This is a genomic window from Dechloromonas sp. ZS-1 (genome assembly GCF_039649255.1).
GTDB lineage: Bacteria > Pseudomonadota > Gammaproteobacteria > Burkholderiales > Rhodocyclaceae > Azonexus.
The window spans coordinates 89759-100953 of record NZ_JBDIYD010000010.1 but is presented as its reverse complement, the minus strand read 5'-3'; the positions used below and the strand labels follow the sequence as shown (position 1 = coordinate 100953).

11 protein-coding genes are annotated in these 11195 nt (G+C 66.5%); 6 read left to right on the top strand and 5 right to left on the bottom strand.

All coding sequences use genetic code 11. The features are described from left to right. Window positions 1-163 precede the first annotated feature (163 nt). Window positions 164-1060, top strand: a complete 897-nt coding sequence (gene hemF, locus AACO21_RS12925; protein ID WP_346192937.1) for an oxygen-dependent coproporphyrinogen oxidase — start codon at window positions 164-166, stop codon at window positions 1058-1060. A 50-nt stretch (window positions 1061-1110) separates the two neighbouring features. On the opposite strand, the gene AACO21_RS12920 is transcribed toward hemF, so the two are convergent. The 5 genes from AACO21_RS12920 to hemC are packed head-to-tail and all read right to left on the bottom strand — an operon-like array spanning window position 1111 to window position 5330. Continuing rightward, window positions 1111-1350, bottom strand: coding sequence for a hypothetical protein (locus AACO21_RS12920; protein WP_346192936.1), 240 nt, complete (start codon window positions 1348-1350; stop codon window positions 1111-1113). 27 nt (window positions 1351-1377) lie between these two features. Beyond that, window positions 1378-2568 carry a heme biosynthesis HemY N-terminal domain-containing protein gene (locus AACO21_RS12915; protein WP_346192935.1) on the bottom strand — a complete coding sequence of 397 codons (1191 nt, stop codon included), beginning with the start codon at window positions 2566-2568 and terminating at the stop codon, window positions 1378-1380. Beyond that, window positions 2565-3590: a uroporphyrinogen-III C-methyltransferase gene (locus tag AACO21_RS12910; RefSeq protein ID WP_346192934.1), complete on the bottom strand. Its 1026-nt coding sequence runs from the start codon at window positions 3588-3590 to the stop codon at window positions 2565-2567. The genes AACO21_RS12915 and AACO21_RS12910 overlap by 4 nt, the downstream gene beginning before the upstream one ends. Next, on the bottom strand, window positions 3580-4371 hold the full coding sequence (locus tag AACO21_RS12905) for a uroporphyrinogen-III synthase (protein ID WP_346192933.1): 792 nt from the start codon (window positions 4369-4371) through the stop codon (window positions 3580-3582). Before AACO21_RS12905 ends, AACO21_RS12910 begins: the two co-directional genes overlap by 11 nt. Before the next feature lie 23 nt (window positions 4372-4394). Beyond that, on the bottom strand, window positions 4395-5330 hold the full coding sequence (gene hemC / locus AACO21_RS12900; protein WP_346192932.1) for a hydroxymethylbilane synthase: 936 nt from the start codon (window positions 5328-5330) through the stop codon (window positions 4395-4397). 42 nt (window positions 5331-5372) lie between these two features. Here hemC and AACO21_RS12895 point away from each other — a divergent pair, with 42 nt between their 5' ends. From AACO21_RS12895 to AACO21_RS12875, 5 genes are all read left to right on the top strand, one after another. Continuing rightward, on the top strand, window positions 5373-6014 hold the full coding sequence (locus AACO21_RS12895) for a methyltransferase domain-containing protein (protein ID WP_346192931.1): 642 nt from the start codon (window positions 5373-5375) through the stop codon (window positions 6012-6014). Window positions 6015-6017: 3 nt separating this feature from the next. Next, complete coding sequence (gene leuE / locus AACO21_RS12890; protein WP_346192930.1) at window positions 6018-6680, top strand: leucine efflux protein LeuE; 663 nt, start codon at window positions 6018-6020, stop codon at window positions 6678-6680. 1 nt (window position 6681) lies between these two features. Further along, complete coding sequence (locus AACO21_RS12885) at window positions 6682-7707, top strand: AraC family transcriptional regulator (protein ID WP_346192929.1); 1026 nt, start codon at window positions 6682-6684, stop codon at window positions 7705-7707. An 82-nt stretch (window positions 7708-7789) separates the two neighbouring features. Continuing rightward, window positions 7790-10414 carry an aminopeptidase N gene (pepN, locus tag AACO21_RS12880; protein ID WP_346192928.1) on the top strand — a complete coding sequence of 875 codons (2625 nt, stop codon included), beginning with the start codon at window positions 7790-7792 and terminating at the stop codon, window positions 10412-10414. Window positions 10415-10418: 4 nt separating this feature from the next. Then, window positions 10419-11195, top strand: a complete 777-nt coding sequence (locus tag AACO21_RS12875; RefSeq protein ID WP_346192927.1) for a transporter substrate-binding domain-containing protein — start codon at window positions 10419-10421, stop codon at window positions 11193-11195.

Below are 11195 nucleotides of genomic sequence, written 5' to 3'. Positions count from 1 at the left end.
TGGGGTCGCCTTTTCTTTGCTTCCTTTCTTTTGGCGAAGCAAAAGAAAGGAAGACGCCGTCAGGGCGGAACACAGCCTCAAACAAACACCCACGCACAACAAAAACCCGCCCACCCCACCCCAAAAGCCTCAAAATAGAGCCCCCAAGAAAATCAGAATCCCCATGGACACCCAACAGCTCAAAACCTACTTTACCGGCCTCCAGTCGCGCATCGTCGCTGAGCTGGAAGCCTTCGACGGTCAGTCTTTCCGCACGGACAGCTGGCAGCGCCCGGAGGGCGGTGGCGGCATTTCACGCCTGATCGAGGAAGGCGATTTCTTCGAGCGCGGCGGCGTGAATTTCTCGCACGTCACCGGAAAGTCTCTGCCCGCTTCGGCCACCGCCGTGCGTCCGCAACTCGCCGGGCGCGCCTGGGAAGCCATGGGCGTGTCGCTGGTCCTGCACCCGCGCAATCCGTACTGCCCGACCGCCCACATGAACGTGCGCTGCTTCGTCGCCACCAAGGAAGGCGAAGACCCCGTCTGGTGGTTTGGCGGCGGCATGGACATGACGCCTTACTACGGTCAACGCGAGGATGTGGTGCATTTTCACCAAACCTGCCGCGATGCCCTCGCGCCTTTCGGCGATGCGGTTTATCCGAAATACAAAAAATGGTGCGACGAGTATTTCTTCCTCAAGCACCGCAATGAGCCGCGCGGGGTCGGCGGCGTGTTTTTCGACGATCTCAACGAAGGCGGCTTCGAACGCTGCTTCAACCTGACCCAGGCCGTCGGCAATGCGTTTACCGAGGCCTATCTGCCGGTGCTCGCCAAGCGTCGCGCGATGCCTTACGGCGAGCGTGAACGCGACTTTCAGGCCTACCGCCGCGGCCGCTACGTTGAATTCAATCTGGTCTGGGACCGGGGCACCCTGTTCGGTCTGCAGTCCGGCGGACGCACCGAATCGATCCTCATGTCGCTGCCGCCCGTCGTCAAATGGCGCTACGACTGGCAGCCGGAAGCTGGCTCACCGGAAGCCGAGCTCTACGAGGTCTTCCTGCAGCACCGGGATTGGCTGTAAACGACGAAGGGGGAACCGCGGTTCCCCCTTTTTTCATCCGGATCGCCCGTTTATTTGAGCTTGCCCTTGACCACTTTGACCCGGGCCGGGTCCTTGACGTTGAGCTTGCCGCCGGTCCCGCTCAGATTGCCGCAGGCGCAGGCCGCATTGACGAAGGGCACGGAATTGACGATCACGTTGCAGTCCGCGCATTCGTAATAGACATCCCCGCCGGTCGGCAGGGCTGCCGGATCGGGCGCGGGCTCAATGGGATAAAAATTGTAGATCTTGCGCAAATCGATGTTCAGCATGGCCCCGCCTCCTTTGTTGTCGTTGTCTCAGTCCGGACGTTCGTCCTGATCAATGCTGGCCCGGTAATGTCGATTCGCGTCGTCCGGTCGCTCCAGCTGATCGAACAAACGCGCCAGTTCAAGATGCGCCGCCCGTGAAGGCCGGATGGCCAGCGACGCCTCAAGATAGCTTTGTGCCTTGCCCCAGAGTTTCTGGCGCACGCACATCCGTCCCAAAGCCAGCAGCAGGAGACCATCCTTCGGATGCATCTTCAGCCAGGCTTCGGCCTTGGCAATACGGGCCGTTTGCCCCCCCTGCGTCAAACGGCCATACAGATCGACCAGATCGGACTGCCACTCCCAGGCACTCTCCGGCGCCAGCTGGCGCTCGATCAGCGCCTGCACGGCCTCTTCCGCCCCCTGGGCAAAGAGCGCACGGGCCGCGGCCAGGGCAACGCGCCGGCTGCATTCCGCTTCCGGCATCGATTTCAAATAGGCCTGCAACTGGGCGCGATCGCCCTTGCGCCTGGCCAGGGCACCCAGATGCGCCTGTGTCTGTACCTCGGCCACCACCTCGGGCGGCAAGGCATCGCGCTTGGCCAGCTGGCGCACCAGCTTGAGGACCCCATCCCAGTCGCCGAGCCCCTGACGGGCACGCAGTTCGAGGCGCAGGGCGGCGATGTGGCGGCCATGCTTTTCCTGCAGGCGGGCGAGCACATCCAGCGCCACATCGAACTGGCGGGCCTCGACCATCATCTCGGCTTCCAGCATCAGCGTGGCGGCTTCGGTCTTGGGATCGTCGAGTTTGGCCCGGGCCACCCAGCCCTGCTGCTTCTGCGGCTCACGCAGACGTTGCGCGGCACGGGCCGCAATGAGCGCCGACAAACCGGGCGCCGTTCCGGCCGCATGGGCTTCAGTGGCTTTTTTTAGGGCTTGGCCAAAACGGCCTTCGAAAAGCAGACGCACCGCATCCTGAAACACGGCGGCGGCACGGTCGCGCTGGCGCCGCTGCTGATAGTCGCGCACGGCCGCCGGCAAGCCGAAGGCAAGGCGCAACCCGCGCAAGGCGGCATACGCCAGCAGGAATGCCGCCAGCGCCAGCAGGAGGGCAAAGTTGAGGGAAATCTCCACACGCCAGGGCGGCATGACAAGCAGCACATAGCCCTCGTTCAGCCGGGCACCCAGTGCCACAGCCACGGCCAACGCAAACAGGCCGAGAATCCAGAACAGACCTTTCACCGCTTCTCCTTGGCCTGATGCAGCTGACGCAGGGCAGTCTGGCTGTCGGCCAGCGTCGGCAAGACCATCGCACCGTCCGCCGGCTGCAGCTTGCGCAAGGTCTCGCGTGCGGCCTGAACGGCCTTGTCGTCGCTCAGGAAATGCTTGTCCAGCATGGCCTGGGCCTGCTTCAGCTCAGCCAGGAAGGTGGCGGCGTCCCGCGAAAACAGGGCGAGGCGCGCATTGAGCAGGCGCAGCTTGAGGTTTTCGCGCAGCAGATAGGCCTGCCCCGGCGCCAACAGCGCGGCATCGTCGCTGTCGAAACGCTGAATGCGCACCAGCCCCTTGAACTCTGCCCAGACAGCCTGAGCCGTGGCCTGCCAGCCCGTGGCGGCAGGGGCCTCGTTTTTGGCCTTGTTGAGCGGTCGACCGTAGGCAGCAAGCGGGAGCGTTTCCGCTTGGGCGACGATCTCTTCCAGACGCAGGCTGATCCCGGCCACATCGACCAGCGGCGCCGCATTCAGCTTGGCCAGGTCGTGCGCCACGGCTTTGCGCAAGGCGAGGAACTGCGGCCGATCGAGGCGGGCCAGACGGCTGTCGGCCGCCTGCAGCGCCAGACGGGCCACCTGCACGTTACCGGCCAGTTGGAGTTGCTGGCTGGCCAGGGTGATGGCTTGCTCGACCTCGATCAGGGTCACTTCCTCGCGCCCGCGCGCCAGTTCCTGGCGCAGGTTCTGCAAGGCTTCGGTATCGCCGCGCACGGTATCGAGGCGGTCTTCCAGATCGGTCTGGCGCTCGACCAGGCCATCGAGCTGTTCGCGCAGCTGAGTCAGCGCCTGCTGGCTGCTTTCCTGGGCGGCGGCCGTCTTGAGGCCGGTTTCCATCTGGCTGACGCGTTGCTGCTGCCACTGCCAGGCGGAGAGGCCCAGGGCGCCGGCCGCGAGGATCAGGGCCAGATTGACGCGCAGGGCACCGCTGACGGCGGGACGGGCCGGCGGCACAAACGGCGCCGGCGGCGGGGTGTGTTCGTTGTCACTCATCATGCGGCCAATTATAAGCATGCAAACCGGCCAACAGACCGGCATCTGCACCATCGGTCAGCACAACCTGACGCAAGCCGAGCGACTGCGCGTTCTCGGCGATGCGCGCATGCGGCACGAAGACCGGGGTCTCGGCGAGGTAGGTCCGTCCTTCGGCATCAAGCAGATCAACCAGATAACGCAGGCCTTCGCTGCTCGAGACCGTCAGGGCGTCGAGTTGCCCGCCACGCCAGGCCGCAAGCAGGGGTGCGACACCGCCAGACGGCCCCTGGCGACGGTAACAGGCAATGCAGTCGACCTGAGCACCGCGCTCGCGCAGCGTATCGGCCAGCAGTTCGCGCCCGCCATCGCCCCGGAAAATGAGCACTTTTTTGCCGTCGACCGCCGGTTTTGCCAGGGCGGGCAAGGCGAGCAGGGCTTCGGAATCAAAACGTTCGGTCGGGGCGATGCAGCCGTGCACGCCGCGTGCTGCCAGCGCCTTGACGGTTCCCTGCCCGACCGCAGCCGGGATCGGACCACCGGCCGGCCAGCCGCCGGCGGCCTGAATGGCCGGCCAGGCATGCTCGACCGCATTCGGGCTGATGAAGATGGCGAGGGCGCACTCGGCCAGACGTGCCGCCGCAGCATGCACAGGCGCCAGGTCGGCCACCGGCGAAATTTCAAGCAGCGGGAAGATCAGGGGCAGGCCCCCCGCCGCGGCGATGGCTTCCGCCAGCGGCGCGGCCTGGGCGGCGGGCCGGGTCACCACGATGGTGCGGCCCGCCAGCGGGCGGGGGTGCGTCATGCGCGCCGTGCCCGTCAAAGGAATCAGGCGTGACAGGCCAGCTTGGCGAGGATGGCCTCGGCGCCCTGGGCGCGCAACATGTCGGCCAATTGACGCCCCAGCGCTTCGTCATCGGCCGGGTTGCCGCGCAATTCGGCGCTGACCATTTCCGTGCCGTCGACCGAGGCGACAAAGCCACGCAGCCAGAGCTGGCCGTTGTCGATGATGGCGTAGCCGCCGAGCGGCACCTGGCAGGAACCGCCCAGGGCACGCGAGAAGGCGCGCTCGGCCTTGACGCAGTGGGCGGTCTCCGGGTCGTTGAGCGGCGCGACGACGGCGGCCATCGTGGCATCGCCGTCCAGCAGTTCGATGCCGAGGGCGCCTTGACCCGGCGCCGGCAGGGACTGCTCCGGCGTCAGCACGGCCTTGATGCGGGCTTCCAGGCCCAGACGGATCAGACCGGCGGCAGCCAGGATGATCGCGTCGTATTCGCCGGCATCCAGCTTCTTCAGGCGCGTATCGAGGTTGCCGCGCAGGCTCTTGATGACCAGGTGCGGATACTTGGCGCGCAGCACGGCCTCGCGGCGCAGGCTGGAGGTGCCGACGACGGCGCCGGCCGGCAGATCGTCCAGGCCGGCGTAGGTGTTCGAGACGAAGGCATCGCGCGGGTTTTCGCGGGCCGAGATGGCGGCGAGCACGAAGCCTTCCGGCATCACCATCGGCACGTCCTTCATCGAATGGACGGCGAGGTGGGCGCGGCCTTCCTGCATCGCCACTTCCAGCTCCTTGATGAACAGGCCCTTGCCGCCGATCTGGGCGAGCGGGCGATCAAGAATCTGGTCACCCTGAGTGGTCATGCCTAGAATGACGACCTCCGCCCCCGGATTCAGGTCGGCCAGACGGCCCTGGACATGGACGGCTTGCCACATGGCAAGGCGGGATTCGCGGGAGGCGATGACGATTTTCGACGGAGCAGACATGAAACGGCACGCAGCAAGGGTTTCGGAAGCGGTGATCTTAGCATGAGCGATCACGCCCCTTCCCCCACTCAGATCAAAGCCGACGATCAACGCCCGGAGCATCCGGATTTCTGGTGCAAGCGCTTTGGCGCCGGCACCACGCCCTGGGATGCCGGCAAGGTGCCGGACGATTTCGCGCAGTTTGTCGCGCATCAGGCACGCCCGCTGCGCACCCTGATCCCCGGCTGCGGCAGCGGCTGGGAGGCGAGCGTGCTGGCCGAGCGCGGCTGGCGAACCACCGCCCTCGACTTTTCGCCGACGGCCGTCGAACGCGCCCAGGCCGTGCTCGCCCCGCTCCTCGGGCCGGGCTCGACGGTCGACCTCGTTTGCGGTGACTTTTTCCAGTGGCAACCCGAGACGCCGCTCGACCTGATTTACGAGCGCGCCTTCCTCTGCGCCCTGCCGCGCAAGCTCTGGGATGACTGGGCCCGCCGCGTTGCCGCCCTGCTCCCGCCGGGCGCGCTGCTGGCCGGTTATTTCTTCGTCTGCGACCAGCCCAAGGGGCCGCCCTTCGGCATCCTGCCCGAGCAACTCGACGCGCTGCTGTCGCCGCACTTCCAGCGCATCGAAGATCGCGCCGTCGCCGACTCCATCCCCGTTTTTGCCGGCCGCGAGCGCTGGCAAGTCTGGCAGCGCAAGGACTGAACCATGTTCTACGGCATTACCGATGTGTGGACTTTTGTCATCGGCACCATTGTCATCGTGCTCCTGCCGGGGCCCAACTCGCTCTATGTGATGACCGTCGCCTCCCGCGAGGGCATTGCCGCCGGCTATCGCGGCGCCTGCGGCATCTTCCTCGGCGACACCCTGCTCATGATTGCGGCGGCCACCGGTGTGGCCTCCCTGCTCCAGGCGACGCCCGCCCTCTTCATGCTCATCAAGTACAGCGGTGCGGCCTACCTGGCCTGGCTGGGCATCAAGCTGCTCCAGGCCGGCCTGGCCCGCTGGCGCCAGCCGGCCGATCCGGCCGATGGCACGGGCGATCCGCTCAGCCAGCGCCTCGACGCCAGCCGCCCCTTCCGCATTGCGCTCCTGATCAGCCTGACCAACCCGAAGGCCATCCTGTTCTTCGTCTCCTTCTTCATCCAGTTTGTCTCGCCGAGCTATCCCTATCCGGTCCTGTCCTTCGCCATCCTCGGGCTCATCGTGCAGATTTGCAGCGCGCTCTACCTGACCCTGCTCATCTTCGGCGGCGTTCACCTGGCCCGCCAGGTCAGCCAGCGCCGCTGGCTGGCCGCAGGTGGGACCGGGGCGGTCGGCGCGCTCTTCATCGGCTTCGGTGCCAAGCTGGCCAGCGCCTCCCTGAACTGAGATGGCGATCCCTTCCCGTCGCCTCGGGCGCACGCCCCGCCCGGCGGCCTCAAACCCCGGCGCCCCCTCGCGCGCCCCTGCCCGTCCGGCACCGGGCGAGGCATACACGCAGCGCATGAACCGGGTGCTCGATCACATCGACACCCATCTCGACGAGACGCTGGAGGTCGCCACCCTGGCGGCCGTCGCGCATTTTTCGCCCTTTCACTTCCACCGCATCTTTTCTGCCTGGATGGGCGAAACCCTGGGCGATTACCTGCGCCGGCGCCGCCTGGAAGTGGCGGCGGCCCGCCTCGCAGGCCAGCGCCAGATGCCCGTACTGCACATCGCCCTGAGTGTCGGCTTTGGCTCGGGCGAAGCCTTTGCCCGTGCCTTCAAGGCGCATTTCGGCAACACGCCCAGTGCCTGGCGGGCCAACACCGACGCACGCTGGGCCGATGAACTGCTGCGACAACGGCGCAAGCACGATCAGGTCGAGCGCAAGTTCGATCAGGCGCCCGTGGCCCCCCAGACGGAGACTACCGAGGTCATCCAACCCGATCTCAGGCGTTCCGTCATGCCCGTCACCCTCAGCACCCTGCCGCCAACCCGCATCGCCTACCTGCGCCATATCGGCCCCTACGGTCCGTCCATCGCCGCCTTCTGGCAGCAACGCTTCCTGCCCTGGATGCAGGCCAACGATCTGGGGGGCCGCCCCTGCTACGGCATCGGCCACGACGACCCCGGCATCACGGCGCCGGAACACTGCCGCTACGATGCGGCCGTCGAGATTCCCGAGCACGTCACGCCGCCCGCCCCCGCCGGTGTCGTCCAGCTGCCGGGCGGACGCTATGCGCTGGCGGACTACCGGGGCGACGGGCCGGGCATCGGTCTGGCCTGGACCGAGTTCCTGCGCGACTGGCTGCCCAACAGCGGCTTGCAGATCGACAGCCGCCCCTGTTTCGAGCGCTATCCGGTCGACGCCGAGTACGACCCGGAAACCGGCATGTTCACCTGCCAGCTCTGCATTCCGGTCAAAGCGCTTTAACCCGTTTGGGGCAGCGCCCCTACGGCACACCGGCGCTTTGTCTTATCATGAATTTGTTTTTCGCATTTTTAAGAAATCCCCGATGAAAACCGATACCGCAGCCACGACCGCCCCGACCATCCGCCTTCAGGACTACACGCCGCCCGCCTGGTGGATCGACACGGTCAATCTCGATATCGTCATCGCCGATACCGGCACCACCGTCACCGCCCGCCTGGCCCTGCGCCGCAATGCCGACCAGCCGCGCCAGCCGCTCGTGCTCGATGGGGCCGAGCTGGACACCCTGTCGGTGACGGTCGACGGCCAGCCGACCCCGTTTTTGGCCACGCCGGACACGTTGACCGTCGAGCAACTGCCCGACACCTGCACGCTGACCACCGTGGTCCGCATCCAGCCCGATCAGAACACCTGCCTGTCGGGGCTCTATCGTTCGAAGGACGGTTACTTCACGCAGTGTGAGGCACAGGGCTTCCGCCGCATCACCTGGTTCCTCGACCGCCCGGACGTGATGTCCGTCTATACGGTGACACTGCACGCAGACAAAGCCCGTTTCCCCGTCCTGCTCGCCAACGGCAACCCGGTGGCCGCGGGCGAACACACCGATGGCACGCACTGGGCCACCTGGCAGGACCCGTTCAAGAAGCCCTGCTATCTATTCGCCGTCGTCGCCGGCAAGCTGGATGTGCTCAAGGACACCTTCCGCACCGCCTCCGGGCGCGAGGTGCAGCTCGCCATCTACGTCGAACCGGGCAAGCTCGACCAGTGCCCGCACGCGATGGCGGCGCTCAAGAAGTCGATGCAGTGGGATGAAGAACGCTTCGGCCTCGAGTGCGACCTCGACCATTACATGATCGTCGCCGTCGGCGATTTCAACATGGGCGCGATGGAGAACAAGGGCCTCAACATCTTCAACACCAAGTACGTGCTGGCCCGCCCGGATGTCGCCACCGATGTCGATTTTGAAAACATCGACCGCGTTGTCGCGCACGAATACTTCCACAACTGGACCGGCAACCGCGTGACCTGCCGCGAGTGGTTCCAGCTGTCGCTGAAGGAAGGCCTGACCGTCTTCCGCGATCAGGAATTCGGCGCCGACCTGCACAACCGCCAGACCGCCCGCATCCGCGAGGTGCGCACCCTGCGCGCCGCGCAGTTCCCGGAAGATGCCGGCCCGATGGCGCACCCGATCCGGCCCGAGTCCTATATCGAGATCAACAATTTCTACACCGCGACGGTCTATGAAAAGGGCGCCGAGGTGATCCGCATGATCCAGACGCTGATCGGCCGCGACGCCTTCCGCGCCGGGATGGACGAATACTTCCGCCGCCACGACGGGCAGGCGGTGACCTGCGAGGATTTCGTCGCGGCGATGGCGGCAGCCTCCGGCTTCGATTTCAGCCAGTTCATGCGCTGGTACAAGCAGCCGGGCACGCCGCGGGTGACGGTCGACGGTCATTTCGATGCCGAATCCCGCAGCTATACCCTGACCTGCACGCAAACCAACCCCAAGGCCAGCGATGCCGCGAACAATCCCGCGCCTTACCTGATCCCGCTGCGCGTCGCCCTCTTCTCCGAGGCCGGCACGCTGCTGCCGGGCAGCGAGCGCACCCTGCACCTGAGCGCCCACAGCCAATCCTTCGTCTTCGACCACATCGACGCCGAACCCATCCCCTCCTTGCTGCGCGACTTCTCGGCGCCGGTCTATCTCGATTTCGACTACACCCCGGACCAGCTGACCCTGCTCCTGGCTCACGAATCCGACCCGTTCAATGCCTGGGATGCCGGCCAGCGCCTGGCCACCCGGCTCATTCTCGATGCGGCCGAGGCCATCGCGGCGGGCCGCGCCCCGCACTGGCCGGAAGCCTTCGTCGCGGCCTGCCGTCGCCTGCTCCAGACCCAGGCCGAGCGCGGCAGCGCCTTCGTCGCCGAAGCCCTCACCCTGCCGGGCGAAGGCACCCTGGCCGAGTTGATGCCGGTGGTCGATCCGGATGCCCTGCACGCCGCCCGCAACGCCCTGCGCCGCCATCTGGCCGAACAGCTCGAAGGCGAGTTTGCCGGCCTCTACGCCGCCCTGACCGTGGCCGAACCCTACGCGCCCAGCGCCGAGCAGGCCGGACGCCGCGCCTTGCGCAATGTCTGTCTCGCCTACCTGCTGGAGACGGATGCCGACGCCTACCGGCAACTGGCCGCCACGCAGTTCCGCACGGCCGATAACATGACCGATCAGTTTGCCGCCCTCGCTGCCCTGGCCAACGTCACGACCGATCCCTGCCCGCAGCGCGAGCAGGCGCTGGCCGATTTTTATACCCGCTGGCAGCACGAGGCACTGGTCGTCGACAAATGGCTGCAGGTGCAATCGACCAGCCGTCGCGCCGACACGCTGAGCACGGTGCGTGCCCTGACCGCCCACCCGGCCTTCGATGCCGGCAACCCGAACAAGATCTACGCCCTGATCCGCGCCTTCGGGGCCAACCTCGTGCGCTTCCACGCCGCCGACGGCAGCGGTTATGCCTTCATGGCCGAACGCGTGCTCGACCTGCAGGACAAGAACCCGCAAGTCGCCTCCCGCCTCGCCCGCAGTTTCGACCGCTGGAAGCAATTCGACACGGGGCGTCAGGCGCACGCCCGAGCGGCCCTCGAACGCATCTGCAACCACCCCGGCCTCGCCCGCGATGTGCTGGAAGTGGTGAGCCGCGCCCTGGGGTAAGACCATGTCCGGCTGGCGCCTCGCCCTCCTCGCCTGCCTCCTCTGCACGGGGAGTCTGAGCGTGCACGCCCAGGCCGAGGCAGGGCGCTGGCGCTTCGTGACCGAGGTCTTCCCGCCGTTCAGCTACCAGGAAAATGGCGAAGCGGCCGGCCCCATGGTCGATGTCCTGAAAGCCGCCTGCCAACGACTGAAACGCAGCTGCGACATCAGCGTCCTGCCTTGGCGGCGCGCCCTCGGCATGGCCGAGCGGGGCGAGGTCGAGGGTATTTTCACGGTGGTCGATACGCCGGAGCGGCGCCAGGCCTTTCACCTGAGCCCGCCCGTCCTCGAAGCCCGCTACACGTTCTTCAGCCGCACCGAGAGTCGCTTCCAGTACCGCAAGCCTGAGGATATTCGAGGTCGGATGGTCGGCGTTTATGGCCCCTCCGGCACCTTGAGCGCGCTGCGCGAGATCGGGTCCGAACAGGGGCTTGAAGAGCAGATCGAACTCGACAACCTGACCGCCCTGCGCAAACTGGCAGCAGGCCGTTACGGCCCGGAAGGGTTGGTCCTGATCAATGAGCGCGTGGCGCAAACACTGATCGCTTCGGAAAACCTGCAAGGCCTGCGGGCAGCAGGCGAGGCCAAGCGCTTCTACTACCATTTCGGCCTGACCCGGCTGCGCGTCGATGACGCCACCAGCCGCACCTTCGCCCAAGCCCTCCGGCAGCTCTGCCAGAACGGCGAACTGCAGCGCCGGCTCGATCCTTATCGCCTGCGCGCCGCCCCCTGCCCGCCCTGA

Excerpts from the sequence above, each read along its gene's own strand:
- pepN (WP_346192928.1), top strand. The coding sequence starts at position 7,790 with ATGAAAACCGATACCGCAGCCACGACCGCCCCGACCATCCGCCTTCAG.
- AACO21_RS12910 (WP_346192934.1), bottom strand. The coding sequence starts at position 3,590 with ATGATGAGTGACAACGAACACACCCCGCCGCCGGCGCCGTTTGTGCCG.
- AACO21_RS12895 (WP_346192931.1), top strand. The coding sequence starts at position 5,373 with ATGAGCGATCACGCCCCTTCCCCCACTCAGATCAAAGCCGACGATCAA.
- AACO21_RS12920 (WP_346192936.1), bottom strand. The coding sequence starts at position 1,350 with ATGCTGAACATCGATTTGCGCAAGATCTACAATTTTTATCCCATTGAG.
- AACO21_RS12905 (WP_346192933.1), bottom strand. The coding sequence starts at position 4,371 with ATGACGCACCCCCGCCCGCTGGCGGGCCGCACCATCGTGGTGACCCGG.
- AACO21_RS12885 (WP_346192929.1), top strand. The coding sequence starts at position 6,682 with ATGGCGATCCCTTCCCGTCGCCTCGGGCGCACGCCCCGCCCGGCGGCC.
- leuE (WP_346192930.1), top strand. The coding sequence starts at position 6,018 with ATGTTCTACGGCATTACCGATGTGTGGACTTTTGTCATCGGCACCATT.
- hemC (WP_346192932.1), bottom strand. The coding sequence starts at position 5,330 with ATGTCTGCTCCGTCGAAAATCGTCATCGCCTCCCGCGAATCCCGCCTT.
- hemF (WP_346192937.1), top strand. The coding sequence starts at position 164 with ATGGACACCCAACAGCTCAAAACCTACTTTACCGGCCTCCAGTCGCGC.
- AACO21_RS12875 (WP_346192927.1), top strand. The coding sequence starts at position 10,419 with ATGTCCGGCTGGCGCCTCGCCCTCCTCGCCTGCCTCCTCTGCACGGGG.